The 24,967-nt window shown below is 66.1% G+C and carries 19 protein-coding genes; 11 read left to right on the forward strand and 8 right to left on the reverse strand.

All coding sequences use genetic code 11. The annotated features are described in order from the left end of the window. Nucleotides 1–180: 180 nt before the first annotated feature. The 4 genes from ACSX1D_RS09225 to ACSX1D_RS09240 form a co-directional block, all read right to left on the reverse strand. Nucleotides 181–1,563, reverse strand: a complete 1,383-nt coding sequence (locus tag ACSX1D_RS09225; RefSeq protein WP_439861944.1) for an L-serine ammonia-lyase — start codon at nt 1,561–1,563, stop codon at nt 181–183. Nucleotides 1,564–1,648: 85 nt separating this feature from the next. Then, the gene (gene glyA / locus ACSX1D_RS09230; RefSeq protein WP_439861945.1) at nt 1,649–2,902 is read right to left on the reverse strand and encodes a serine hydroxymethyltransferase; all 1,254 of its coding nucleotides are present in this window, start codon (nt 2,900–2,902) and stop codon (nt 1,649–1,651) included. A 23-nt stretch (nt 2,903–2,925) separates the two neighbouring features. Further along, a complete protein-coding gene (locus ACSX1D_RS09235; RefSeq protein WP_439861946.1) occupies nt 2,926–3,354 on the reverse strand; it encodes a GlcG/HbpS family heme-binding protein in 429 nt (142 codons plus the stop codon). Nucleotides 3,355–3,400: 46 nt separating this feature from the next. Next, the gene (locus ACSX1D_RS09240; protein ID WP_439861947.1) at nt 3,401–4,534 is read right to left on the reverse strand and encodes an aminotransferase class V-fold PLP-dependent enzyme; all 1,134 of its coding nucleotides are present in this window, start codon (nt 4,532–4,534) and stop codon (nt 3,401–3,403) included. Nucleotides 4,535–4,896: 362 nt separating this feature from the next. Between ACSX1D_RS09240 and ACSX1D_RS09245 the strand changes: the two genes are divergently transcribed. The 5 genes from ACSX1D_RS09245 (at nt 4,897) to ACSX1D_RS09265 (ending at nt 11,239) form a co-directional block, all read left to right on the forward strand. Then, a complete protein-coding gene (locus ACSX1D_RS09245; protein WP_439861948.1) occupies nt 4,897–5,499 on the forward strand; it encodes a helix-turn-helix domain-containing protein in 603 nt (200 codons plus the stop codon). A gap of 460 nt (nt 5,500–5,959) precedes the next feature. Next, entirely contained in the window at nt 5,960–6,973 is a 1,014-nt protein-coding gene (locus ACSX1D_RS09250; RefSeq protein WP_439861949.1) for a taurine ABC transporter substrate-binding protein, read from the forward strand. 130 nt (nt 6,974–7,103) lie between these two features. Continuing rightward, a complete protein-coding gene (locus tag ACSX1D_RS09255) occupies nt 7,104–7,871 on the forward strand; it encodes a taurine ABC transporter ATP-binding protein (RefSeq protein ID WP_439862293.1) in 768 nt (255 codons plus the stop codon). A 3-nt stretch (nt 7,872–7,874) separates the two neighbouring features. After that, the gene (locus ACSX1D_RS09260) at nt 7,875–8,753 is read left to right on the forward strand and encodes an ABC transporter permease (protein WP_439861950.1); all 879 of its coding nucleotides are present in this window, start codon (nt 7,875–7,877) and stop codon (nt 8,751–8,753) included. 47 nt (nt 8,754–8,800) lie between these two features. Continuing rightward, entirely contained in the window at nt 8,801–11,239 is a 2,439-nt protein-coding gene (locus tag ACSX1D_RS09265; protein ID WP_439861951.1) for a GcvT family protein, read from the forward strand. Between the two features lie 895 nt (nt 11,240–12,134). On the opposite strand, the gene ACSX1D_RS09270 is transcribed toward ACSX1D_RS09265, so the two are convergent. Together ACSX1D_RS09270 and ACSX1D_RS09275 are read right to left on the reverse strand one after the other, a co-directional pair. Beyond that, on the reverse strand, nt 12,135–13,460 hold the full coding sequence (locus ACSX1D_RS09270) for an MFS transporter (protein WP_439861952.1): 1,326 nt from the start codon (nt 13,458–13,460) through the stop codon (nt 12,135–12,137). 68 nt (nt 13,461–13,528) lie between these two features. Continuing rightward, nucleotides 13,529–15,193: a GMC family oxidoreductase gene (locus tag ACSX1D_RS09275; protein ID WP_439861953.1), complete on the reverse strand. Its 1,665-nt coding sequence runs from the start codon at nt 15,191–15,193 to the stop codon at nt 13,529–13,531. Nucleotides 15,194–15,385: 192 nt separating this feature from the next. Between ACSX1D_RS09275 and ACSX1D_RS09280 the strand changes: the two genes are divergently transcribed. After that, nucleotides 15,386–16,201, forward strand: coding sequence for an IclR family transcriptional regulator (locus ACSX1D_RS09280; RefSeq protein WP_439861954.1), 816 nt, complete (start codon nt 15,386–15,388; stop codon nt 16,199–16,201). 30 nt (nt 16,202–16,231) lie between these two features. Here ACSX1D_RS09280 and ACSX1D_RS09285 read toward each other — a convergent pair whose 3' ends face one another. Further along, on the reverse strand, nt 16,232–17,029 hold the full coding sequence (locus ACSX1D_RS09285) for a thiazole synthase (RefSeq protein WP_439861955.1): 798 nt from the start codon (nt 17,027–17,029) through the stop codon (nt 16,232–16,234). Between the two features lie 37 nt (nt 17,030–17,066). Next, the gene (gene thiS, locus ACSX1D_RS09290; RefSeq protein WP_439862294.1) at nt 17,067–17,267 is read right to left on the reverse strand and encodes a sulfur carrier protein ThiS; all 201 of its coding nucleotides are present in this window, start codon (nt 17,265–17,267) and stop codon (nt 17,067–17,069) included. Nucleotides 17,268–17,574: 307 nt separating this feature from the next. On the opposite strand from thiS, the gene ACSX1D_RS09295 reads away from it, so the two are divergent. From ACSX1D_RS09295 to ACSX1D_RS09315, 5 genes are all read left to right on the forward strand, one after another. Then, nucleotides 17,575–18,963: an aminotransferase family protein gene (locus ACSX1D_RS09295; RefSeq protein ID WP_439861956.1), complete on the forward strand. Its 1,389-nt coding sequence runs from the start codon at nt 17,575–17,577 to the stop codon at nt 18,961–18,963. A 214-nt stretch (nt 18,964–19,177) separates the two neighbouring features. Then, nucleotides 19,178–20,656: a PLP-dependent aminotransferase family protein gene (locus ACSX1D_RS09300; RefSeq protein ID WP_439861957.1), complete on the forward strand. Its 1,479-nt coding sequence runs from the start codon at nt 19,178–19,180 to the stop codon at nt 20,654–20,656. A 320-nt stretch (nt 20,657–20,976) separates the two neighbouring features. Beyond that, nucleotides 20,977–22,089: an alanine dehydrogenase gene (gene ald, locus ACSX1D_RS09305; protein WP_439861958.1), complete on the forward strand. Its 1,113-nt coding sequence runs from the start codon at nt 20,977–20,979 to the stop codon at nt 22,087–22,089. Between the two features lie 58 nt (nt 22,090–22,147). Next, nucleotides 22,148–23,908, forward strand: a complete 1,761-nt coding sequence (xsc, locus tag ACSX1D_RS09310; protein ID WP_439861959.1) for a sulfoacetaldehyde acetyltransferase — start codon at nt 22,148–22,150, stop codon at nt 23,906–23,908. A 106-nt stretch (nt 23,909–24,014) separates the two neighbouring features. Beyond that, nucleotides 24,015–24,965 (forward strand): bifunctional enoyl-CoA hydratase/phosphate acetyltransferase, encoded by a 951-nt coding sequence (locus ACSX1D_RS09315; protein WP_439861960.1) that lies wholly within the window; start codon nt 24,015–24,017, stop codon nt 24,963–24,965. Nucleotides 24,966–24,967 lie beyond the last annotated feature (2 nt).

Below are 24,967 nucleotides of genomic sequence, written 5' to 3' on the forward strand. Positions count from 1 at the left end.
CAATTGGAAGGATGCTGGCCAGTGGCTTTCGTTAGGCACTTAGGTCAGCGTGAGAGGCCGGTGAGCGGATAGATTGAGTTGTGCGCAGGAGGGGATAGCGGGGAGGGGGTTGTCTTTCCTGATTGCGACCTGGACAGGAAGGCGGCGTCCCTGCCGCCGCGAACCCAGGACGCGGGTCAATCAGCACTCGATGACGTTGACCGCGAGACCGCCGCGGGAGGTCTCCTTGTACTTGTCGAGCATGTCCCGGCCGGTGTCGCGCATGGTCTTGATGACCTTGTCCAGGGAGACGAAGTGATGGCCGTCGCCGCGCAGGGCCATGGACGCGGCATTGATGGCCTTCATGGCGGCCATGGCATTGCGCTCGATGCAGGGTACCTGGACTAGGCCGCCGACCGGGTCGCAGGTCAGGCCGAGGTTGTGTTCCATGCCGATCTCGGCGGCGTTCTCCACCTGCTGCGGGGTGGCGCCGACGGCCTCGGCGAGCCCCGCTGCCGCCATGGCGCAGGCAGAGCCGACTTCGCCCTGGCAGCCCACTTCGGCGCCGGAAATCGAGGCCTTGGCCTTGAACAGAAAACCGATGGCCGAGGCCGCGAGGAAGAAGCGGATCACGCCATCCTCGTTGGAGTTTGGGCAGAAGTTGACGTAGTAGTGCAACACGGCGGGAATGATGCCGGCGGCGCCGTTGGTCGGTGCGGTGACGATACGCCCACCCGCCGCGTTCTCTTCATTCACCGCCAGGGCATAGAGGTTGACCCAGTCCATGGCACCGAGGGACGGGGTGATCAGGTCCATGCGTTTGCGGTCCTTCAGGTCCCGGTGCCAGGCGGCGGCCCGACGCTTGACCTTCAACCCGCCGGGGAGGATGCCCTCGTTCTGGATGCCCTGTTTGACGCAGTCCTGCATGACCTGCCAGAGCGCCAGGATTTCGCGGCGGATCTCCTCTTCGCTGCGCCACAGCTTCTCGTTCTCCAGGGTTACCTCGGCGATCGACAGGCCCGTGTCCTGGCAGATCTTCAGCAGCTGGTCCGCCGACTTGTAGTCGTGCACCAGGGGCACTGTCGCGGCCTGTATGACGCCGGCGCCGACGGTGTCCTCGCCGACGATGAAACCGCCGCCGACCGAGTAGTAGGTCTTGCGGCACAGCTCGTGGCCGGCCTCATCGAAGGCCGTACAGATCATGCCATTGGGATGAAAGGGCAGGGATTCGCTGCGATGGAAGACCAGGTCGTGCTCGGCCTGGAAGGCGATCTCGTGGGTGCCCAGCAGTAACAGACGTCCGCCGGCATGAATCGCCTCGGCGCGCGGTGCCATGATCTGGGGCTCGACCAGGTCGGGGGCGTGCCCCTCCAGCCCGAGCAATACCGCCGCGCCACTGCCGTGGCCCTTGCCGGTGGCGCCGAGCGAACCGTAGAGCACGGTTCTCACCCGTGCCACGCGCTCGAGCAGCGCGTCATTCTGCAGCCGCTGCGCGAACATCTGCGCCGCGCGCATCGGCCCCACGGTATGGGAACTCGAGGGCCCTATGCCCACCTTGAACAGATCGAACAGACTAATAGCCATATGCCGGCCTCACGTTGTGGCATTGGGAGAGGGCGAGCCGATACCTCTCCCGCCCTCCGGTCGGACAGCGTTGCGTGCTGCCGGTCTAGGCGTAGACCGGATAGTCCGCGCAGAGGTCGGCCACCAGGGTGGCGACACGGGCCTCCACGTCCTCATCGCCGAGGCGATCGAGGATGTCGCAGATCCAGCCGGCCAGCTCGATGCACTGGCCTTGCTTGAAGCCGCGGGTGGTGATGGCCGGGGTGCCGATGCGCAGGCCCGAGGTGACGAACGGCGACTGCGGGTCGTTCGGCACGGAGTTCTTGTTCACGGTGATGCCCACGCGGCCCAGGGCGGCGTCGGCGTCCTTGCCGGTCAGGCCCTGGCGAATCAGGCTGAGCAGGAACAGGTGGTTGTCGGTGCCACCGGAGACCACGTCGAAGCCGCGCTCGATGAACACCTTGGCCATGGCCTGGGCGTTCCTGATCACCTGGGCCTGGTAGTCCTTGAACTCAGGCTCCAGCGCTTCCTTGAAGCACACCGCCTTGGCCGCGATCACGTGCATCAGCGGGCCGCCCTGGGCACCGGGGAAGACCGCGGCGTTGAGCTTCTTCTCGATCTCGGGGTTGGCCTTGGCCAGGATCAGGCCGCCACGCGGACCGCGCAGGGTCTTGTGGGTGGTGGTGGTGACCACGTCGGCGAACGGAATCGGGTTCGGGTACAATCCGGCGGCGACCAGGCCGGCGACGTGGGCCATGTCGACGAACAGCAGCGCACCGACCTTGTCGGCGATGGCGCGGAAACGCGGGAAGTCCAGGGTCTTGGAGTAGGCGCTGAAGCCGGCGACGATCATCTTCGGCTTGTGCTCGACGGCCAGGCGCTCGACTTCGTCGTAATCGATCAGCCCGGTGGCGGTGTCCAGGCCGTACTGCACGGCGTTGTACAGCTTGCCGGAGGAGCTGACCTTGGAACCGTGGGTCAGGTGACCGCCGTGGGCCAGGCTCATGCCCAGGATGGTGTCGCTGGCGTTGAGCAGGGCCAGGTAGACGGCAGCGTTGGCCGAGGAGCCGGAGTGCGGCTGGACGTTGGCGAAGTCGGCGCCGAACAGCTGCTTGGCGCGGTCGATGGCCAGCTGCTCGACCACGTCGACGTGCTCGCAACCGCCGTAGTAACGCTTGCCCGGGTAGCCTTCGGCGTACTTGTTGGTCAGGCCGCTGCCCTGGGCCTGCATGATGCGCTTGCTGGTGTAGTTTTCCGAGGCGATCAGCTCGATGTGGTGCTCCTGACGCGCTTCTTCGGCGTTCATGGCCGCCAGCAGTTCGTCGTCGTAGCCCTGGATTTGGTCTTGTTTGCTGAACATTGCGTGCTATCTCCGGCAAGGGGTCAGTTGATGACGTAGGCCTGGAAGGCCTCGACGCCGGCCTGGGCGACCAGCTCGTCCTGGTCCGGGGTGCCCGAGCTGCAGCCGATGCCGCCGATGATCTGTTCGTGGAGAAACAGCGGCAGCCCGCCGGCGACAATGGAGAAGCGCCCCTGATTGCTGGTGTTGATGCCGAAGGCCGGCTTGCCGGGCACGCTCACCTCGCCGTAGGCGCGGGTGGATTTGCGGGCGGCGGAGGCGGTGAAGGACTTGCCCATGGCGATGTCGATGCTGGTGATGCGGGCGTTGTCCATGCGCTGGAACAGCAGCAGGTGACCGGCGTCGTCGGTGATGGCGATGTCCATGTCGACGGCGATTTCCTTGGCCTTGCGCACGCAGGCCTGCATGATGACCTGGGCGTCGGCCAGGGTAAGTCTGGGTACCATTTTCATTGTTATCGACCTCAGTCTTGTAGTGATTCGGGCTGGCGGGCAGCGCTCAGGCGTCGAGGACGCCATCCAGGGCCTGCTCGAGCGTCGCCAGGGTGCGCTCGATGTTGTTCAGCTTGTCGAGGCCGAACAGGCCGATGCGGAAGGTCTGGAAGTCGCTCGGCTCATCGCATTGCAGGGGCACGCCGGCGGCGATCTGCAGGCCTTGGGCGGCGAACTTCTTGCCGCTCTTGATATCGCCATCGTCGGTGTAGCAAACCACCACGCCGGGCGCCTCGAAGCCCGGTGCGGCGACACTCTTGAAGCCCTTGCGGCCCAGCAGTGCACGTACCCGGTCGCCGAGCTGCTGTTGCTCGGCGCGCACAGTGGCGAAGCCGTAGGCCTGGGTTTCCTTCATCACGTCGCGGAAACGGGTCAGCGCGTCGCTGGGCATGGTGGCGTGGTAGGCATGGCCGCCCTGTTCGTAGGCCTGCATGATCTGCAGCCACTTCTTCAGGTCGCAGGCGAAGCTGCTGCTCCGGGTGGCGTTGACGCGCTCGACGGCCAGCTGGCTGAGCATCACCAGCGCGCAGCAGGGCGATCCGCTCCAGCCCTTCTGTGGTGCGCTGATCAGTACATCGATGCCACAGGCCTGCATGTCGACCCACAGGGTGCCCGAGGCGATGCAGTCCAGCACGAACAGGCCGCCGACGGCGTGCACGGCGTCGGCCACGGCGCGCAGGTAGGCATCGGGCAGAATCATTCCCGATGAGGTCTCGACATGGGGGGCGAATACCACCTGGGGCTTCTGCGCCCGGATGGTGGCGAGTACTTCCTCGAGTGGCGGCGGGGCGAACGCGGCCTGGCGCTGCTCCGTCAGCGGCCTGGCCTTGAGCACGGTGGTCGCCGCAGGTATGTCGCCCATCTCGAAGATCTGCGTCCAGCGATAGCTGAACCAGCCATTGCGGATCACCAGGCAGTGTTGTGCAGTGGCCAGCTGGCGGGCCACCGCCTCCATGCCGAAGGTGCCGCTACCCGGCACAATCGCTACGGCCTGAGCGTTGTAGACCTCTTTCAGGGTGCCGGAAATGTCGTTCATCACGCGCTGGAACGACTGCGACATGTGGTTGAGGGAGCGGTCCGTATAGACCACCGAGTATTCGAGGAGGCCATCGGGGTCCACGGTGGAGATGGTATTTTTCATTTTTACACCCTCGTGAAATAATTGTTTAGTTTTTCACTATGCTGCACCAACGCGTTCTGCTTGACAAGAGCTCCGATGCTCGATTTTCGGTGGTCGGCCGCGATCGCCGGGGACGCTGTGGCCGGCCCGGTGTCTCCACTGGCGAGGACGAATGACGGCTTTACGGAGGCTGAAGTCCGACAGCTGGGGCGGTCGCGCTGGCGTCATCGGTCATCGCGGCCGGGCGCGACGGCTACCGGGTAACAATTTCACGGTGGTCCTCCGATAAGTCGTTCATCATGAAAAAATAACCATATTTTTTAATGTGGCAGGGTTTCTGCTATGCTTTGTCCACTCAAATGTCCCAGAGCAATCCATTCCTTATGTCAGAGTCACTTCCCGCCAAGGGCAACGCTACGGACCCCGAGAGCCTGCGGATCGGCCGACAGATCCGTGACCTGCGCAAATCGAAGCGGATAACCCTCGCAGCCCTGGCGGAGAAACTGGACCGGTCGGTGGGCTACCTGAGCCAGGTCGAGCGCGGCGTATCATCCCTGCCGATCGGGGTGCTGCAGTCGATCAGCGAGATACTGGGGGTCAGGGTCAGCTGGTTCTTCCAGGGCGACGATGAAATTCCCACGGAGGAGCGGGAGTACCTGGTGCGCGCCGATCACCGGCGCTCGATGACTTTCTCCGGCATCGGGGTGCGCGAGGAGCTGCTATCGCCCCGCCTGAGCGGCCAGCTGCTGCTGATCATGACGCGCCTGGCTCCTGGGGCGAGCGGCGGCAAGGAGCCGCGCCAGCGCAAGGGCGAGGAGGCCGGCTATGTCGAGGCCGGCACCCTGGAGCTGAAGATCGGCCAGCAGACCTTCCTGCTCGGCCCCGGCGACAGCTTCGCCATCACCGGCGATGAGCCGCATCTGATCTACAACCCGGGCGAGGTCGAGACCCGGGTGATCTGGGTGATGACGGGCGTGGAGTACTGACCGGGCGCAGCCTTGTGTGCCCGAGCCCCCAGCGCGGAACGCCGCTGCTACCGGGCCCCGATACCGCCGGTGCTACCAGAGCTTCGCTGACCGCTATTGCCGAATCCCCAGTACCTCTGCCTGTGGGCGCCACTGGCGCCCCTCCTCTTGGCCATCACGCGTGATACGACGGGTCTAGCGGCCCATCCCTCGAGCGCCTTTGCCGGCTCCACTTGCCCGCCCAGCCTCTTCCCCTGTAGCGCCTGGCCGCAGGCCCGTCGCTCATGGGCCAGGCTAAGTGGTTGTTTTTCATATGAATTGAAAAAAAGCATAAAAACACGGCCTTAAAGTGAAATTAAATTTATATTTTTCATTTTAGAGCTATTTTTTTCTGATAGTCTCTTGCTCGTGGCGTGGCTGCATGGCCTTCAACTGCCGCACTGAACTCTCTGATAACAATATAAACAGTGAGGAACACGTTATGAGCTACCACCGTAAATCGAGCAGCGCCCCTGGCCGGCTGCTGCGCAGGGGCCTTTGTGGCTCCATGCTGGCGCTGGTGATGGGGGCATACGCCCAGGCCGAAGACCTTACGGTCGCCTACTTCCCGGGTTGGCCAACCACCCACCAGGTTGGCGAGGAGAAGGGCTGGTTCAACGAAGCAGTGGGCATGGATGTTCAGTTCCGTGAGTTCGACACCGGTGCGGCCATGGCGGCGGCGATGCTCTCGGGCGATGTGCAGGTCGCCTACTCGATGGGGGTCATCCCATTCGTGATCGCCGTCACCCAGGGCGCCCCGCTGGACCTGGTCGGGGTCGCGGTGACCTATTCGGAGAACGACAACTGCGTGGTACGCAACGGCAGCGGTATCGCGTCGCCGCTGGACCTCAAGGGCAAGACGGTCGGCGTGCCGTTCGGCACCGTGTCGCACTACAAGATGCTGAAGATCTTCGAAAACGTCGGCGTCGATGTCGGCACCCTGAAGGTGGTCGATATGGCGCCGCCAGATGTGGCCGCGGCCATGACCCGTGGCGACGTGGACATGGGCTGCGGCTGGGAGCCGGCCCTGTCCAGCATGCTGAAGGACGGCGAGTTGCTGGTCAGCACCAAGGAACAGGAGTCCTGGGGGCTCAAGGTCTTCGACGTGATCGTGGTCAATCGTGACTTCGCCAGGCAGAACCCGGAGAAAATCTCCGCGTTTCTCGCCACCGTGGACAAATCCACCGACTTCTATCAGGCCAATACCGCCGAGGCGACGACAGTCATCAGCAAGAGGGCCGGTATCTCCGAGGAGCAGACCCGCTCGATCATGGCCAAGTTCGGCTTCCCCAAGCGCGAAGAGCAGCTCAGCGACGCCTGGCTGGGCAAGGACGTGCCCACCTTCCTCAAAGGCGTAGCCGATGTGATGGTCGCCAACGGCGAAATGGACAAGGCGCTGGACGACTACAGCCCCTACGTCAAAGCCGGCTACTACACCGACACCACCGCACCTTAGTGCATCCGGCAGCCGGGCTCGACCACGCGAGCGCGTGATCAGGCCCGGTTACCTGCCCTGCCTAAGGGTTCCATGACATTCGTCTGCAAGGGGAAATGCTGTGAGTGAATTGTGTGTAAAGGGCGTGTCGATGACCTACGACGGCAGCGATGGCCAGCCGGTCAGGGCGCTCGAAAATATCAATTTTTCCATGAGCCAGGAGGACATCGTCACCGTCCTGGGTCCATCCGGCTGCGGCAAGAGCACCCTGCTCAACATCATCGCCGGCTTCCTGAGCCCGACCGCGGGCAAGGTCCTGGTCGACGGCCGCGAGATCAGCGGGCCGGGCCAGGATCGCGGCATGGTGTTCCAGCACGGCGCGCTGTTCGAGTGGCTCAGCGTCGGCGAGAACATCAACTTCGGTCCGCGCATGGCCGGCGTCGATGCCCGCCAATGCGATGCGAAGGTCGACGAGCTGCTCGGCCTGGTCGGCCTCAACGGCTTTCGCGATACGCCGATCTACAACCTGTCCGGGGGCATGCAGCAGCGGGTGGCGCTGGCCCGCTGCCTGGCCAACGATCCGGACGTGATCCTGATGGACGAACCCCTTGGCGCACTGGATGCGCTGACCCGGGAAAAGATGCAGACCTTGGTCCTCAAGCTCTGGCAGGAGACCCGCAAGATGGTGTTCGTGATCACCCACAGCGTGGAGGAGGCGATCTTCCTCGGCTCCCGCCTGGTGGTGATGGCCCCACGACCGGGGCATATCGTCAAGGAGTTTCAGCTGCCGTTCGCCGCCGCGGGGCGGGACGCCAACCCGCGCGAGATCAAGTCCAGTCGCGAGTTCATCGCGGTCCGCGAGGAGGTGCTCGAGATGATCTGGTCGATGGAAGAGCAGCTCTCGCCAGCAGGGGTATGAATCATGTCTGAAGCCAATGTAAGCAAGAAACGCATGTTTTTCCTGTACCGGCTGTGGAACACCGACGGCCTGGCCCAGCGCAAGACCGTCACCTTCGGCGACCCGGCCGCGGTCCAGGGTGGCGCCATCTACGGGGTGATTTCGGTGCTGACCGTGGCCCTGGTCTGGCAGCTGGTGGCCATGGCCGAGATCGTTCCGCCGCTGTTCTGGCCGAGCCCGAGCGCGGTCTTCGACAAGTTCATCCAGATTTCCACCGAAGGCTACAAGGGCTACACCCTGGCCGAGCACCTGGGCATCAGCCTGTACCGGGTCCTGGCGGGCTTCGGCCTGGGTTGCCTGTTCGGCATTCCGGTGGGCCTCGGCATGGGCCTGAACAAGGTCATCAAGGGCTGGATGGACCCATTGATCGAGTTCTACCGCCCGGTGCCGCCGCTGGCCTATGTGCCGCTGGTGATCATCTGGATGGGCATCGGCGACAGCGGCAAGGTGCTGCTGCTGTTCCTGGCGACCTTCTCGATCATCGTCATCAGCGCCCGCGCCGGCGTCGCCAGCGTGGCCATCGAGAAGATCCACGCGGCCTATTCGCTGGGCGCCAGCCGCTGGCAGATCCTGCGCCACGTCATCCTGATCAATGCCCTGCCGGAAATCTTCACCGGCATGCGCGTCGCCATGGGCGTCTGCTGGGGCACCCTGGTGGCCGCCGAGATGGTCGCCGCCACGTCCGGCGTGGGCTGGATGGTGCTCAACGCGAGTCGCTATCTGAACACCGACATCGTGCTGATGGGGGTGATTCTGATGGGCGTGGTCGGCTTCATGATCGACCTGTGCATGCGCCGTCTGGAGCAGAAGCTGATCCCGTGGAAGAGCAAAGGCCGCAGTTAATCCTCAGTTCAACAGAATTCCTGAGACCGTTTCCGGAGAAGAAAGACATGATGACTCATGCAAAAGTATTGGTGATCGGCGGTGGCATTGCCGGGGTGAGCACGCTCTACCATCTGGCCAAGAGAGGTTGCCCCAACATCGCCCTGGTGGAGCGTACCGAGTTGACGGCCGGCTCGACCTGGCACGCGGCGGGCAACCTGCCGCACTTCAGTACCAGCCTCAACGTGATGCGTCTGCAGCAGTACAGCATCGCCTTGTATCAGCGCCTGGAAGCCGAGACCGGGCAAGCGGTGGGTCATCACAAGACCGGCGCGCTGCGTCTGGCGCATACCCAGGAGCGTTTCCAGGAGTTCCAGCGGGTCGCCGGCATGGCCGACGCCTGCGGCCTGGACTTCAAGCTGCTCAAGCCGGAGGAGCTGCAGCAGTACCATCCGTTCCTCGAGAGCCACGACCTGGTGGGCGGCCTGTGGGATCCGGACGACGGCCACATCGATCCGACCAGCGTGACCAATGCCATGGCCAAGGGCGCCCGCGACCTGGGCGCGCAGATCTACCGCAACAGCCCGGTCAGCGCCATCAGCCGCACGGCCGACGGCCTGTGGCAGGTGGAAACCGCCAAGGGCACCATCACCGCGGAAATCATCGTCAACGCCGCGGGCTTCCGCGCCAACGAGATCGCCGCGATGATCGGCCACCAGCTGCCGATCGCCTCGATGGAGCACCAGTACCTGGTGACCGAAGGCCTGTCGGAAGTCGCCGACTGCGGCCGCGAGCTGCCCATGGTGCGCGACCCGGACGTGTCCTACTACCTGCGCCAGGAGCGCAACGGCTTCATCCTCGGCCCCTACGAGCCGGGCGGCCTGCCGTGCTGGACCGACGGGGTGCCGCCGGACTTCGGCCAGGAGCTGTTCGAACCCTCGCTGGACCGCCTCGAGGACATCATCGCCACGGCCATGGAGCAGATTCCGCTGTTGGAAAAGGCCGGCGTGCAGACCGTCATCAACGGCCCGATCACCTATACCCCGGACGGTCACCCGCTGATCGGCCCGGTGGCCGGCTTCGACAACTACTTCGTCTGCTCCGGCTTCAACTTCGGCATCGTCCAGGGCGGCGGCGCCGGCCACTTCATGGCGCAGTGGATCCTCGACGGCCACCCGGAGATCGATCTCAACGAGCTGGACCCGCGTCGCTTCGGCGACTACGCCAATGCGCGCTATACCGTGGCCAAGGCCACCGAGGTGTATGCCCACGAGTACGCCAACGGCCTGCCCTACGAGTACGAGAACCGCCCGGCGGCACGCCCGGCCAAGACCACGCCGATCTACAGCCGGCTGAAGGAGAATGGCGCGGTATTCGGTGCCCGCTTCGGCTGGGAACGCGCCAACTGGTTCGCCCCGGCCGGCATGGAGCCGCGCGACGTGCTGAGCTACAGCCGCAGCAACTGGTTCGAGACCGTCGGCGAGGAGTGCCGCGCGGTGCGCGAGCGGGTCGGCCTGCTGGACCTGTCGGCCTTCGCCAAGTTCGAGGTGTCGGGGGCGGGTGCCTTGGCCTATCTGGAGCGGCTGTCGACCAATCGCCTGCCGGCGGAAGTGGGCGGCATTGCCCTGACCTACATGGTGTCCAACTCAGGGCGTATCCTCGGCGAGTTCACCATCACCCGCCTGGCTGCCGATCGTTTCTATCTGATCAGTGCCGCCGCCGCCCAGGTGCACGACTGGGATGAGCTGCGTCGCCGCTTGCCGGCCGATGGTTCGGTGCGTCTCGATGACCTCACCGCGCGCTACGGCACCCTGGTCGTGGCAGGCCCCAAGGCTCGCGAGGTGCTGCGCAAGCTGACCTCCAGCGACCTGGGCAACGCGGCCTTCCCCTGGCTCAGTGCCCAGGAAATTGCCGTGGCCGGCGCCCCGGTACGGGCCCTGCGGGTCAACTACGTCGGCGAGCTGGGCTGGGAGCTGCACCACCCCATCGAGTACCAGCTGGGGCTGTACGATGCCCTGGTCGAGGCGGGTGCCGAGTTCGGCATGCGCAACTTCGGCACCCGGGCGATGGACTCGCTACGCCTGGAGAAGGCCTATCCGATGTGGGGCCACGAGCTGACCTGCGAGAACACCCCGCTGGAGGCCAAACTGGGCTTCTTCGTCAAGACCGAGGGCCGCGATTTCCTCGGTCGCGAGGCGCTGGTACAACAGCGCGAGCAGGGCGTGAAGGTCCAACTGGCCTACCTGGAGGTCGATGTCGAGGGCACCGATGCCTTCAACTTCGAGCCGGTGCTGGCCGGCGACCAGGTGGTCGGTGTGGTCAGCTCCGGCGGCTACGGACACTGCGTGCAAAAGAGCCTGGCGTTCGCCTATGTGCAGGCCGAGCAGGCTGCCGTGGGTACTGCGCTCAGCGTGCTGATCCTCGGCCAGCGCCGCGCGGCCCGGGTAATCAAGGCGCCGGCCTTCGATCCACAGAACCTGCGTCCGCGCGGTAACTACGAGGGCTGATAGGCCGGCGGCCTCGCTCCCGCCAGGAGCGGGGTCGTTCCCATCCCAGCCAGGCCGCATGGCCCGCTGACCAGCAGAATCATCGACCGTCGCAATGGCGGTTCGGGTTCGGCTGGCCAGTGGGCCGTTTTCAGTTGTGCCCCGCGGTCTTGTGGCATCGCTCGCGGCGTCTCGGCCGCGATGCCCCGTCGCTTGCCCCACAGCCGCTGCCCCGGCAGTGGAGCAAGAGGCGATCGCAACGGGCTATCGCCAGCCGCTGTCCGGGCGCTCGCTGCAGCCAGCTTTGTTCATCGCATCACGCAGCCGTCGCCTCGGCGGCTCGACAGGGGCTGGGCCCTGGCAAGGCTATTCGGGCCGACAGGCCGCTCCATACGGTGCGGGACCTGACTAGCACATTCGATGCCCCGTCTAGCATCAGCGGTATGGCCCTGTCCCCAGCGCCCCATCGGCGGGATCTGCTTCTTACCCACGGCCCGGGCTAAGCGGACGCTCGACGGGGTCCAGAACAGGCGTCTCATCGCCTTCACTATTCCCCTTGCCTGCCGGGCATGATGTCGAGCCGCCGTCGACAGCGCGGCGAACGTCCGTGCAATTCACGGCCGGGCTCGCGACGCACGCTGCCTCGCGCCAGGGCGGTGCGAACAACATTGCGAGGGCGGCCGGCAATCAGGCTCGGTTGGTGCGGCGGGTGTGAGGTGCCTGATGGTGCGTGGAGTGGTGCGGGTTGCTGAGCCGGCTCCGTGGCGCCAGTCAGTGGGAGTAGGGCGGAGATCTCCCGAGTGGAAGCCTGCGTTCCAGGCTGGTTCTTGCAACGCGGCATTGGCACATGGCGAAGAAAAAAAGCCCTTCGGCCGGCAGGGTGCCGGGCGAAGGGCAGGGTCTAGCGAATGGACGGTCAGGAGGTGGCGGTGCGGGCGGTCACGCCGACCTCCTCGTGAGTCACCTGCTCGCCCTTGCGTTTGCCGATCCACCAGGCGCAGTAAGCACTGACGGCGCCAGCGAACAACACGTAGAAGCAGGTGCTCCAGGGTTGGCCGTCGCTGCTGCGCATCAGGGCGGTGGCGATGATCGGGGTCAGGCCGCTGGCGAAGATGCCGGAGAACTGATAGACGAAGGAGATCCCGGTGTAGCGCACCTTGGCGTCGAACAGCTCGCAGAAGAGCGCGGCTTCCGGGCCATAGACCGCGGCGTAGAAGATGCCGAAGGGGATCACGATGGCCATCCAGATCATGAACATGTCGCCGCCGCTGGTCATCATCAGCCAGAAGGCCGGGAAGGCGGAGATGGCGGTGATCAGCGAACCCCAGAAGTACACCCGGGTGCGGCCGATGCGGTCGGACAGGGCACCGAACAGCGGGATGGTGAAGCACATCACCACCGCCGCTGCCATCACCCCGATCAAGGCATCGGAGCGCGGCAGGTTGAGCGTCTGGGTCAGGTAGCTGAGGGAGAACACGCCGAACACGTTGAAGAACACCCCGTCGATATAGCGCGCGCCCATGCCGGCCAACACGTTCTTCGGATAGCGCTTCATCATGTCGACGAAGGGGATGGCCGCTTCGGCGTTGGCTTCCTTGACCTTGGCGAACTCCGGGCTCTCCATCACGTTGAGGCGAATCCAGGTGCCGAGGAAGACCAGGGCGGCGCTGAGCAGGAAGGCGATGCGCCAGCCCCAGTCGAGGAACTGGGCCTCGCTCAGGCTGTAGGACAGGATCGCCACCACCCCCGAGGCCAGGCACAGGCCGATGGCCAGGCCGATCTGCGGCAGGCTGGCGTAGAAGCCGCGCTGGTGCTTGGGCGCGTACTCGAAGGCCATCAGCACCGCCCCGCCCCATTCGCCGCCCAGGCCGATGCCCTGGAAGATGCGCAGCAGCAGGAGGAGAAGCGGCGCCCAGATGCCGATGCTGTCGTAGCTGGGCACCAGGCCGATGAGAAAGGTGGCCACGCCCATGATCATCATGGTCATGACCAGCATGCTCTTGCGGCCGATCTTGTCGCCGAAGTGACCGAAGATCACCCCGCCGATGGGCCGGCTGAGGAAACCGACGGCGAAGGTGCCGTAGGCCAGCATGGTCGACACCAGCGGGTCGTCGGCCGGGAAGTACAGCTGGTTGAACACGATGCCGGCGACGACGCCGTAGAGGAAGAAGTCGTACCACTCGATGGTGGCGCCTATGACGCTTGCGATAACGACCTTGCGCACGGGGTTGGGCGTGGACATGTCAGTATTCCTATTGTTGTCTTTGTATGGATGGTGAGCACGGGTGGCGCGCTCCCTTCAGGCTTCCATTAGGAGGCGAGCGTGTGCAGTTCGGGGGCCGTCGCCGCGTTTGCCGCGGGCACCTGGGCACCGGTCTGCAGGCAGTCCTCGAGAATCATCGCGCTGGCCTTTTCCGCGATCATCACCACCGGGACATTGGTGTTGCCCGAGACCAGGGTCGGCATGATCGAGCAATCGACCACGCGCAGCCCCTGCAGGCCGTGCACGCGCAGGCGCGCATCGACCACCGCGAGGGGGTCGTTGCCCATCTTGCAGGTGCCGGACGGGTGGAAGATGGTCGCGCCGTACTGGCGGCAGAATTCGAGGATCTGCTCGTCGCTCTGCTGCTCGCTGCCGGGGCGGTACTCGCTGCGGATCAGGCGCTTGAGCGGCCCCGTCTCGGCCAGCCGGCGGGTCAGGCGCACCGCCGCGATCACGGTCTGACGGTCCAGCTCGGTGGACAGGTAGTTGGGTTGCATCGACGGCGGCTGCAGCGGGTCGGTGGAAGTGATGCGCACATGGCCGCGACTCTCCGGGCGCAGCTGGCACACCGACATGGTGAAGCCGGAGAACGGGTGTACGCTGCCGCCGGCAGAGTCGGCGCTGAGGGTACCGAAGTGGTACTGGACGTCCGGGGTAGGGCTGTGCGCCAGCGCCCGGGTGAACAGTCCGCCCTGATTGATGCCGATGGCCAAGGGGCCGCTGCGGGTCAGCAGCCATTGCAGGCCCATGCGCAGCTTGCGCCATGGCGAGCGCAAATCGTCGTTGGTGGTGATGGGCTGGTTGCATTCGTAGATCAGGCGAATCTGCAGGTGGTCCTGCAGGTTCTCGCCCACGCCGGGCAGGATGTGCACCGGGGCGATGTCGAACTGCTTGAGCAGTTCGGCCGGACCAACCCCGGACAGCTGCAGCAGCTGCGGCGATTGCAGCGCGCCGGCGCTGAGAATCACCTCGCGCCGGGCCCGCACGGTGTGCGCTTGGCCGTTCTGGCGGTAGCGTACGGCAACGGCGCGCTTGCCCTCGAACAGCACCTTTTCCGCCTGGGCGAGGGATTCGATGGTCAGGTTCGCGCGGCGCCGGGCGGGGCGCAGGTAGGCCACTGCGGTGCTGCAGCGCAGGCCGTTGCGGGTGGTCAGCTGGTAATAGCCGACGCCTTCCTGATCACCGCCGTTAAAGTCCTCGATGCGGGGAATGCCGAGCTCGTTGGCGGCGGCGATGAAGCCTTCGGTGAGCGGGTGGCGCGCCTTGATGCTCGAGGCCGACAGGGGGCCGTCGGTGCCGCGGGTGGGGCCCGGGCCGAGGTCGTTGCACTCGGCGCGGCGGAAGTAGGGTAGCACCTCGTCCCAGCCCCAGCCTTGGTTTCCGGCGTGGGCCCAGGCATCGTAATCCTCGCGCTGGCCGCGGATGTAGATCAGCCCGTTGATCGAACTGCAACCGCCGAGCACCCGGCCGCGCGGCCAGTAGATGCGTCGGCCGTTCATGCCGGGATCGGGGTCGGTGTAGAAGCCCCAGTTGTAGACGGGGTGAAACATGGTCTTGGCGTAGCCGATCGGGATGTGGATCCACGGATAGCGATCCGCAGGTCCGGCCTCGAGCAGGCAAACGCTGTATCGTCCGTTCTCGCTGAGTCGATTCGCCAGCACACAACCGGCGGAACCGGCACCGACAACGACGAAGTCATAGTCGCGTGACATTCGAAATCCTCTTTTTTTTATAGTCGTGAAACCGAACTGCAGGATTAAAGTAGAACGATATGGTTCATTTTTGTGGTGCCAGCCACGAGGGGGGAATGAGGCCACTCACCCTGTGTTGTCTGAATGATCCAGGTATTTCCTTGGAAATTAATGGCTTGTCTCGATACTCATGCCGATATGGAAATTTTAGTAATGGAACGAAATGATTCAAAACCATCTGTGGCGTCTGCCGGCGATGCCGGCACCGGCCCGGATCGCAGCCTGCGTGCTTTGTTGCTGCTGGAGATCGTCGCCACCGCCGATGGGCCGCTGTCGCTCGCCCAGCTGAGCGAGCGCCTGGAGGCGCCCAAGGCCACGCTGCTGCGCCTGCTGGCAGCGCTTGAACGGCTCGGTTATCTGCTGCGCGAGGTGGACGAGAAGACCTATCTGCTCGGCCCGCGGGCCGGGCGTCTGGGGCTGCAACTGCTGCGCAACGAGGTGGTGCTGCAGCGGCACCGCCTGGTGCTGCGAGCACTGGTGCGCGAACTGGGCGAGACCTGCAACCTGACGGCCTTGGATGGCGATCAGGTGATCTATGTCGACCGGGTCGAAACCAGCGAGCCCCTGCGCCTGCACGTCCAGCCCGGCACCCATGTGCCGCTGCACTGCACGGCCAGTGGCAAGCTGTTTCTCGCCGAGATGCCGGCGGCGCGTCGCCGCGGGCTGCTCGAGCGGCTCGAGCTGAGGCCGCTGACCGATCGCAGCATCACCGAGATCGACCTGCTGGAGAGCGAGCTGGACCGCGTCCAGGCCCGCGGCGTGGGCATCGACAGCGAAGAGTTCGTCAGGGGCATGGTGGCAGTGGCGGTGCCGATCAGGAGTGCCGAGGGCCACTGCGTGGCGGCCCTGGCTTGCCATGCGCCCACTGCGCGCAAGAGTCTCAACGAGCTGATCGACTACGTACCGCAGCTGCAGGAGGCTGCCGCACAGCTGGCAGAGGCCTTTGCCCTGCCGGCGCCCGGTGCCTGAGCACGGGCCCGCGGCAGTCCTGGCGAGCGGCTAGAGGAACAGTCCGCCCAGGGGGGAGGAGGCGTCGCCGCCGAGGCGACGCGGCATGCGCCCGGCCAGGTAGGCCTCGCGCCCGGCCTCGACCGCCTTGCGCATCGCCTGGGCCATACGCACGGGTTCGCGGGCACGGGCGATGGCGGTGTTCATCAGCACGCCGTCGCAGCCCAGCTCCATGGCGATGGCAGCATCCGAGGCGGTGCCGACGCCGGCATCGACTATCACCGGTACCTTGGCGTTCTCCACGATCAGGCGGATGTTGTAGGGATTGCGGATGCCCAGGCCGGAGCCGATCGGCGCGCCCAGGGGCATCACCGCTACGCAGCCGAGCTCTTCCAGGCGCCGCGCCACCAGCGGATCGTCGCTGGTGTAGACCATCACCTCGAAGCCCAGCTCGACCAGCTGGCGGGCGGCGACCAGGGTCTCGCCGATGTCCGGGTAGAGGGTCTGGGCGTCGCCGAGCACCTCCAGCTTCACCAGGTTGTGGCCGTCCAGCAGCTCGCGCGCCAGCAGGCAGGTGCGCACCGCATCCTTGGCCGTGTGGCAGCCGGCGGTATTGGGCAGCAGGGTATAGCGTTCGGGGGCGATGGCATCGAGCAGGTTGGGCTGGTCGGCGTCCTGGCCGAGGTTGCTGCGGCGCACGGCGAAGGTGACGATCTGCGCCGCGCTGGCCTGAACCGCCGCGCGGGTCTCGTGCAGGTCGGCGTAGTGGCCGGTGCCGACCAGCAGGCGCGAGGCGAAGGCCTGGCCGGCAATGAGCAGCGGATCGGGTACTGGGGTCGCGTTGGTCATAGGGGCTCCGGGTCGGATAGGGGAGGGGGGCTGCCGTTCAACCGCCGCCGATGGCGTGGACGATCTCCAGGCGGTCGCCCTGTTGCAGGCGCACCGCGCCGTACTGGCTGCGGGGCACCACGTCCAGGTTGTGCTCGATGGCCAGGCGCCGCTCTTGCAGCTGCAAGTGGATGAGCAGCTGCGCCAGGCTGATGCCCTCCGGGAGCCGCTCGGGCGCTCCGTTGATCTGCACTTCAATCATCCGTCTCTCCTGGAATCGGGCGCTTCTGGCTGTCGTGCCTGCATGGTTGGGGCATTGCGGGCGCCCGTGAAGGACCAGTCGCGGCCGCGGCACTGGTCCAGCGCCGCGCCGGGGCTGGCATCACGGCCGGGCAATAACTGGTTCTAACTGCGTCTGCGGCTTGCTCTTAGTTTCGTCGGCAAGGGTGGCTCGGGCAGTGTGCATCGCGATGCGGGTCGCTGCCGCCGCCGTCAACCTATCGGTGTCCGGAGTTCCTCTCCGGCCCGGCGGCCAACAATAAAAATGCTCCAGTCAGGAGGTACGCATGAACACTACCGCTCACGAATTCGATACAGCCGAGGCCTTGGCCAGCGACCGCGCCCACGTCTGGCACCACCTGTCCCAGCACAAGCCGCTGGAGCAGAACGACCCCCTGATGATCGTCAAGGGCCAGGGCATGCGGGTCTGGGACGCCAAGGGCAACGAATACCTGGACGCGGTGTCCGGCGCAGTGTGGACCGTCAACGTCGGCTACGGTCGCGAGAGCATCGCCGATGCGGTGCGCGAGCAGCTGGTGACCATGAACTACTTCGCCAACACCGCCGGTAACATCCCCGGCGCGCTGTTCGCCAAGAAGCTGATCGAGAAGATGCCGGGCATGAGTCGGGTGTACTACTCCAACTCCGGCTCCGAGGCCAACGAGAAGGCCTACAAGATAGTGCGGCAGATCGCCCACAAGAAGTACGGCGGCAAGAAGCACAAGATCCTGTTCCGCGAGCGCGACTATCACGGCACCACCATCACCGCGCTGAGTTCCACCGGCCAGTTCGAGCGCAAGAACCAGTACGGCCCCTTCACCCCGGGCTTCGTCGAATTCCCGCACTGCTGTGAATACCGCTCGCAGTTTGGCGAGGTGGCCGACTACGGCGTGCGCGCCGCCCTGGAGATGGAGCGGGTGATCCTCGCCGAAGGGCCGGACACCGTCGGCGCCGTGGTGCTCGAGCCGATCACCGCCGGCGGCGGGGTGATTACCCCGCCGGCCGGCTACTGGGAAACCATCCAGGCGATCTGCAAGAAGTACGACATCCTCCTGCACATCGACGAGGTGGTCTGCGGCCTGGGCCGCACCGGCAAGTGGTTCGGCTACCAGCACTACGGCATCCAGCCGGACATCGTCACCATGGCCAAGGGCGTGGCCAGCGGTTACGCGGCGATCTCCTGCACCGTGACCACCGAGGCGGTGTTCGAGGCGTTCAAGGGCGAGGCCGACGACCGCATGGGCTACTTCCGCGACATCAGCACCTTCGGCGGCTGCACCGCCGGGCCGGCGGCGGCGCTGGAGAACATGCGCATCATCGAGGAGGAGGGCCTGCTGGAGAACGTCACCCAGATGGGCGAGTATTTCATGGCCCGCCTGCGCGAGCTGCAGGACAAGTACCAGGTGATCGGCGACGTGCGCGGCAAGGGCCTGTTCTGCGGTCTGGAGCTGGTCAAGGACCGCACCACCAAGGAGCCGGTGGCCGAGAGCCTGCCGATGGCCATCGCCGCCGACTGCATGCGCCAGGGGGTGATCATCGGGCGCACCAACCGCAGCTTCGAGCAGTACAACAACACCCTGTGCTTCAGCCCGGCGCTGATCGCCACGCAAGCCGATCTGGACACCATAGTCGCCGCGCTGGACAGCGCCTTCAAGCGCCTGGCGCCCAACGCCTGAGGAGCGGCCGACCCGGGCCGGGCCGTCCACCTCGGGTGGGCGGCCCGGCTTTTGCCGTGTCTGCGTCAGTCAGGGCCGTGTTGCCGATGGTCTTGCCCCGGGGTTGTTGCTAGTCTGCGCCGAGCCGTGGCGCATGCCACGGCATGGGCATTATGAGGGCGTCGGCCGCGCTAGGGTGGGCCCGCGCCAGTCGTACTTTCAGCCGAGGCCACCTATGTTCCAGCTGTTCCACCTTTCAGCCGAGAAAGCCACCAGCCTGCAGCAGCAGCTGCGCGAACAGATTGCCCAGGCGATCCTCAACGGCAACATCCCGCTGGACACGGCGCTGCCTTCCAGCCGGAAGCTGGCCAAGCAGCTGAGCATCGCCCGCAACACCGTGGTGCTGGCCTATGAGCACCTGCTCGACGACGGCTACCTGCTGGCCCGCGAGCGCAGTGGCTACTACGTCAACCCGGACATCCTGGCGCGCAAGGTGGAGACGCCTTCGGCGGCGGTGGCCGCGGACGCGGGCACTGCGCCGGACTGGTCACGGCGCCTGGTGGTGCAGCCCTCGCAGCAGCGCAATATGAGCAAGCCGCGGGACTGGCAGAAGTACCAGTACCCCTTCATCTACGGCCAGTTCGACCCGGCCCTGTTTCCTACCGCCAACTGGCGCGAATGCTGCCGCGATGCGGTGAGCATCCCGGCGATCCGCGATTGGGCCTCGGACCGCTTCGACAACGACGACCCGCTGCTGATGGAGCAGATCAGGACCCGTCTGCTGCCGCGGCGCGGGGTCTGGGCCTCGCCGGAGCAGATCCTGGTCACGGTCGGCGCCCAGCACGCTCTGTACATGCTGGCGCGTCTGCTGTTGCGTCCCGACAGCCTGATGGGCATCGAAGACCCGGGCTACATGGACATCCGCAATATCGCCACGCTCAACCCGTCGCGGATTCAGCCGCTGGCGGTGGATCAGCACGGCCTGGTGCTCAGTGACGAACTGGACCGCTGCGACCTGATCTACACCACCCCCAGCCACCAGTGCCCGACCACCGTGACCATGCCACTGGAGCGCCGCTACGAATTGTTGCGCCGGGCCAACCAGCACGACTTCCTGATCATCGAGGACGATTACGAGAGCGAGACCAACTTCAAGGCCAACCCGATACCGGCGCTCAAGAGCCTGGACAAGAACGACCGGGTGCTCTACGTCGGCAGCCTGTCGAAGACCCTGGCGCCAGGCCTGCGGGTCGGCTATCTGGTCGGCCCCGAGGCGCTGATCCGCGAGGCGCGCGCCCTACGCCGGCTGATGGTGCGCCACCCGGCGGCGAACAATCAGCGCTCGGTGGCGCTGTTTCTCGAGCGCGGCTACCACGACGCCCTGATCATGAGCCTGATGCGCGCCTACCAGGAGCGCCACGAGCAGATGGGCGACGCCCTGCACGAGTATCTGCCGGAGTCGTCCCAGGAGCCCAGCTTCGGCGGCTCCTGCTACTGGGTCCAGGGGCCGGAAGGCCTGGATGCGCGGCAGTTGCAGAAGGAGGCCGCGGCCAAGGGCATCCTCATCGAACCGGGCGATATCCATTTCTGCGGCGACAACCCGCCGCTGAACTACTTCCGCCTCGGCTATTCCTCGATTGCCACCGAGCGCATCCGCCCCGGCGTCAAGCTGCTCGCCGAACTGATCCAGCAGCAGCTGCGCGGCCGCACCTAGCGACCAGAGGCGGCTTGCCGCGCGCCGGTTCCCGGCGCCACGGCCGCCCTGCGCGTCCCACCCCACCAGCCCTGCAGGCCGCCTGGCGCCTGGGCTGCGCCGCGGGCGCCGGCCGGCGTTAGGCACCCGGGCCCACGGCGGCGCGCGCCCGAAGCAGTGCGCCGTCCTGGCGCAACAGCTGCCCCGCAACTGGTTCTATCTGGCTCTCTCGCCCGGCTCCTACTCTAGCCCCAAGCCAGCCGCCCCGCCCTCGAGCGCGACGCGGCAGCACGCTCGACCTGCCTCACTGACTCCACACAACAACAACGGGAGAGACCGGCATGCTTATCGGAGTTCCGAAAGAGATCAAGAACCACGAGTACCGCGTCGGCATGGTGCCAGCCAGCGTTCAGGAGCTGACCAGCCGTGGCCATGCCGTACTGGTGCAGACCCAGGCCGGCGCCAGCATCGGCTTCAGCGACGACGACTACCGTGCCGCCGGCGCGTGCATCGCCGACAGCGCCGAGGAGGTGTTCGCCCGGGCCGAGATGATCGTCAAGGTCAAGGAGCCCCAGGCCAGCGAGCGCAGGCAGCTGCGCCGCGATCAACTGTTGTTCACCTACCTGCACCTGGCGCCGGACCGCGAGCAGACCGTCGACCTGCTGGAGAGCGGTGCCACCTGCATCGCCTACGAGACCGTCACCTCCAGCCGCGGCGGCCTGCCGCTGCTGGCGCCGATGTCGGAAGTGGCCGGGCGCATGTCGATTCAGGCCGGCGCCGCCTGCCTGGAGAAGTCCCGCGGCGGTCGCGGCGTATTGCTCGGCGGTGTGCCGGGGGTTGAGCCGGCCAAGGTGGTGATCCTCGGCGGCGGCGTGGTCGGCTCCAATGCCGCGCGCATGGCCCTCGGCCTGGGCGCTCAGGTGGTGGTGCTGGATCGCAGCATCGAGGTGCTACGCCGCCTGGTCAGCGAGTTCGGTACCCAGCTGCAGACGGTGCTGTCCAACCGTGCCGAACTGGAGGAGCACGTGCTGTCCGCCGACCTGGTGATCGGTGGCGTGCTGATCCCCGGCGCCGCCGCGCCCAAGCTGGTCAGCGCCGAGATGGTCCGCGCCATGAAGCCGGGCTCGGCGGTGGTCGACGTGGCCATCGACCAGGGCGGCTGCTTCGAGACCTCCCGTGCCACCACCCACCAGGAACCGACCTACCTGGTCGACGGCGTGGTGCACTACTGCGTGGCCAACATGCCCGGCGCGGTGGCGCGCACCTCCACCCTGGCGCTGAACAACGCCACCCTGCCGCACATCGTGGCCCTGGCCGACCTCGGCTGGGAGGAGGCGCTGAGCCGCGATCCGCACCTGGCCAATGGCCTGAATATCCATGCCGGGCAGGTCACCTGCCCGGAAGTGGCCGAGGCCCTCGGCTATCCCTGTGCGCCCATGCCGCTGCGCGGCTGAGCCCCGATAAAACCGGCGGCTCCGTCGCCGTCCCTTAAGCAACGAGAGGAATACCGACATGCCACGCATGACTCCCAGCGAAGCCCTGGTAGAAACCCTGGTCGCCAACGGCGTTACCGACATCTTCGGCATCATGGGCTCGGCCTTCATGGATGCGATGGATATCTTCGCCCCGGCCGGCATCCGCTTCATCCCCGTGGTCCACGAACAGGGCGCCGGGCACATGGCCGACGGCTACTCGCGAGTCAGCGGCCGCCACGGCGTGTGCATCGCGCAGAACGGCCCGGGCATCACCAACTTCGTCACCGCAGTGGCCGCCGCCTACTGGGCGCACAGCCCGGTGGTGGTGATCACTCCGGAAACCGGCTCCATGAGCCAGGGCCTGGGCGGTTTCCAGGAAGCCCAGCAGCTGCCGTTCTTCGAGACCATCACCAAGTACCAGGGCCACGTCGCCAACCCGGCGCGCATGGCCGAGCTGACCGCCCGTTGCTTCGATCGCGCCATGCTGGAGAACGGTCCGACCCAGCTGAACATCCCGCGTGACTTCTTCTACGGCGACATCAACGTCGAGATCCCCGCGCCGATCCGCATCGAGCGCAGCGCCGGCGGCGCGCAGAGCCTGGCCGAGGCGGCGGCGCTGCTGGCCGAGGCGCAGAACCCGGTGATCATCTCCGGCGGCGGCGTGGTCATGGGCGACGCGGTGGAGGAGTGCAAGGCCCTGGCCGAGTACCTCGGCGCGCCGGTGGTCAACAGCTACCTGCACAACGACTCCTTCCCGGCCAGCCACCCGCTGTGGTGCGGGCCGCTCGGCTACCAGGGCTCCAAGGCGGCGATGAAGCTGCTGTCGCGCGCCGACGTGGTGGTCGCCCTGGGCACCCGCCTGGGCCCATTCGGCACCCTGCCGCAGCACGGCCTGGACTACTGGCCGAAGCAGGCCAAGGTGATCCAGATCGATTGCGATCCGAAGATGCTCGGCCTGGTGAAGAAGATCACCGTCGGCATCTGCGGCGACGCCAAGGCGGCCGCCGCCGACCTGCTCGGTCGTCTGGAGAACCTGGCGGTGCGCTGCCTGGAGAACAAGGGCGCGCGGGCCGAGGAAATCGCCCTGGAGAAGGCCAACTGGGAAGCCGAGCTGAACGCCTGGATCCACGAGAAGGACGAATACTCCCTGGACATGATCAAGGAGCAGAGCGGCGAGGACGGCAGCTACCTGCACCCGCGCCAGGTCCTGCGTGAGCTGGAGAAGGCCATGCCGGCCGACGCCATGGTCTCCACCGACATCGGCAACATCAACTCGGTGTCCAACAGCTACCTGCGCTTCGAGCAGCCGCGTTCGTTCTTCGCCGCCATGAGCTTCGGCAACTGCGGCTACGCGCTGCCGACCATCATCGGCGCCAAGGTCGCCGCGCCGCACCGCACCGCGATCTCCTACGCCGGCGACGGCGCCTGGGGCATGTCGATGATGGAGATCATGACCTGCGTGCGCGAGAACATCCCGGTCACCTCCATCGTCTTCCACAACCGCCAGTGGGGCGCGGAGAAGAAGAACCAGGTGGACTTCTACAACCGCCGCTTCGTCGCCGGCGACCTGGAGAACCAGAGCTTCGCCGGTATCGCCCGCTCCATGGGCGCCGAAGGCGTCACCGTCGACCGCCTGGAAGACGTCGGCCCGGCGCTGAAGGCCGCCTGCGAGGCGCAGAAGGCCGGCAAGACCACGGTGATCGAGATCATGTGCACCCGCGAGCTGGGCGATCCGTTCCGCCGCGATGCGCTGTCCAAGCCGGTGCGCTTCCTGGAGAAGTACAAGGACTACGTCTGAGTCGCCGCGGTGACCGGCCCGCGCCGGTCACCCGCAGCTGGTAACACTGCAGCGGCGCCTTCGGGCGCCGTTGTGGCTTCGACCGCGAACAATCGGGAAAGCAAGCATGTTGAGCACTATTCCACGGGAATGTCCGGCGTTTCTCCTCGAGCGGGCCAAGGCCCTGCCGCGGGTGGTCACGGCGGTGGTCAACCCGGTCAACCAGTTGAGCCTGGAAAGCGCCAGGCAGGCCAGCGACCAGGGCCTGATCGAGCCGGTGCTGGTCGGCGACCCGGCACAGATCCGCGCCCAGGCCGAGGCCATCGACTGGGACCTGCACGACCTGCGCATACTGGCCGCCGCCGACGAAGGGCAGAGCGCCGAACTGGCCTGCGCCCTGGCCGGCGCCGGGGAGGTGGCGGCGCTGATGAAGGGCCATCTGCACACCGATGCCCTGCTGCGCGCGGTACTCAAGCGCGAGGCCGGGCTGCGCACCGCCAGCCGCCTCAGCCATGTATTCCACATGACCCTGCCGGGCAGCGACAAGGCGCTGTCGATCACCGATGCGGTGATCAACGTGCAGCCGACCATAGTCGACAAGATCCACATCGCCCAGAACGCCATCGAACTGATGCACGCCCTGGGCTACCAGATGCCGCGCATGGCGGTGCTCTCCGGTACCGAGGAGGTGACGCGCAGCATGCCCTCCAGCCAGGACGCCGCGGAGCTGGTCAAACTGGCGGCCATCGGCGCCCTGCGCGGCGCCTGCGTCGAGGGGCCGCTGGCCTTCGACAACGCGGTGTCGCTGGAGGCTGCGCGGATCAAGGGCATCGGTGGGCAGGTGGCGGGCAATGCCGATATCCTGCTGGTGCCGAATCTGGAGGCCGGCAACATGCTGTTCAAGCAGATGGTGTACTTCATGAGCGCCACCGCCGCCGGCCTGGTACTGGGGGCGCGGGTGCCGATCGTGCTGACCTCACGCGCCGACCCGCTGGAGGCGCGGCTGGCGTCCTGCGCCCTGGCCTCCATCTTCATCGACCATCGTCAGCAGGCGCAGGTTCGCGCCCTGGCTCACTAACC

The sequence above is a fragment of the Pseudomonas sp. MBLB4136 genome (assembly GCF_051904765.1).
Taxonomy (GTDB): Bacteria; Pseudomonadota; Gammaproteobacteria; order Pseudomonadales; family Pseudomonadaceae; genus Aquipseudomonas.

What these genes read in the sequence shown, in the direction of transcription:
- ACSX1D_RS09270 (WP_439861952.1), bottom strand. Translation starts at nt 13,460, where the DNA reads ATGTCCACGCCCAACCCCGTGCGCAAGGTCGTTATCGCAAGCGTCATA.
- xsc (WP_439861959.1), top strand. Translation starts at nt 22,148, where the DNA reads ATGCCACGCATGACTCCCAGCGAAGCCCTGGTAGAAACCCTGGTCGCC.
- glyA (WP_439861945.1), bottom strand. Translation starts at nt 2,902, where the DNA reads ATGTTCAGCAAACAAGACCAAATCCAGGGCTACGACGACGAACTGCTG.
- ACSX1D_RS09285 (WP_439861955.1), bottom strand. Translation starts at nt 17,029, where the DNA reads ATGACCAACGCGACCCCAGTACCCGATCCGCTGCTCATTGCCGGCCAG.
- ACSX1D_RS09250 (WP_439861949.1), top strand. Translation starts at nt 5,960, where the DNA reads ATGAGCTACCACCGTAAATCGAGCAGCGCCCCTGGCCGGCTGCTGCGC.
- ACSX1D_RS09260 (WP_439861950.1), top strand. Translation starts at nt 7,875, where the DNA reads ATGTCTGAAGCCAATGTAAGCAAGAAACGCATGTTTTTCCTGTACCGG.
- ACSX1D_RS09300 (WP_439861957.1), top strand. Translation starts at nt 19,178, where the DNA reads ATGTTCCAGCTGTTCCACCTTTCAGCCGAGAAAGCCACCAGCCTGCAG.
- ACSX1D_RS09275 (WP_439861953.1), bottom strand. Translation starts at nt 15,193, where the DNA reads ATGTCACGCGACTATGACTTCGTCGTTGTCGGTGCCGGTTCCGCCGGT.
- ACSX1D_RS09315 (WP_439861960.1), top strand. Translation starts at nt 24,015, where the DNA reads ATGTTGAGCACTATTCCACGGGAATGTCCGGCGTTTCTCCTCGAGCGG.
- ACSX1D_RS09265 (WP_439861951.1), top strand. Translation starts at nt 8,801, where the DNA reads ATGATGACTCATGCAAAAGTATTGGTGATCGGCGGTGGCATTGCCGGG.
- ACSX1D_RS09255 (WP_439862293.1), top strand. Translation starts at nt 7,104, where the DNA reads ATGACCTACGACGGCAGCGATGGCCAGCCGGTCAGGGCGCTCGAAAAT.
- ACSX1D_RS09235 (WP_439861946.1), bottom strand. Translation starts at nt 3,354, where the DNA reads ATGAAAATGGTACCCAGACTTACCCTGGCCGACGCCCAGGTCATCATG.
- ACSX1D_RS09225 (WP_439861944.1), bottom strand. Translation starts at nt 1,563, where the DNA reads ATGGCTATTAGTCTGTTCGATCTGTTCAAGGTGGGCATAGGGCCCTCG.
- ACSX1D_RS09295 (WP_439861956.1), top strand. Translation starts at nt 17,575, where the DNA reads ATGAACACTACCGCTCACGAATTCGATACAGCCGAGGCCTTGGCCAGC.
- ald (WP_439861958.1), top strand. Translation starts at nt 20,977, where the DNA reads ATGCTTATCGGAGTTCCGAAAGAGATCAAGAACCACGAGTACCGCGTC.
- ACSX1D_RS09280 (WP_439861954.1), top strand. Translation starts at nt 15,386, where the DNA reads ATGGAACGAAATGATTCAAAACCATCTGTGGCGTCTGCCGGCGATGCC.
- ACSX1D_RS09240 (WP_439861947.1), bottom strand. Translation starts at nt 4,534, where the DNA reads ATGAAAAATACCATCTCCACCGTGGACCCCGATGGCCTCCTCGAATAC.
- ACSX1D_RS09245 (WP_439861948.1), top strand. Translation starts at nt 4,897, where the DNA reads ATGTCAGAGTCACTTCCCGCCAAGGGCAACGCTACGGACCCCGAGAGC.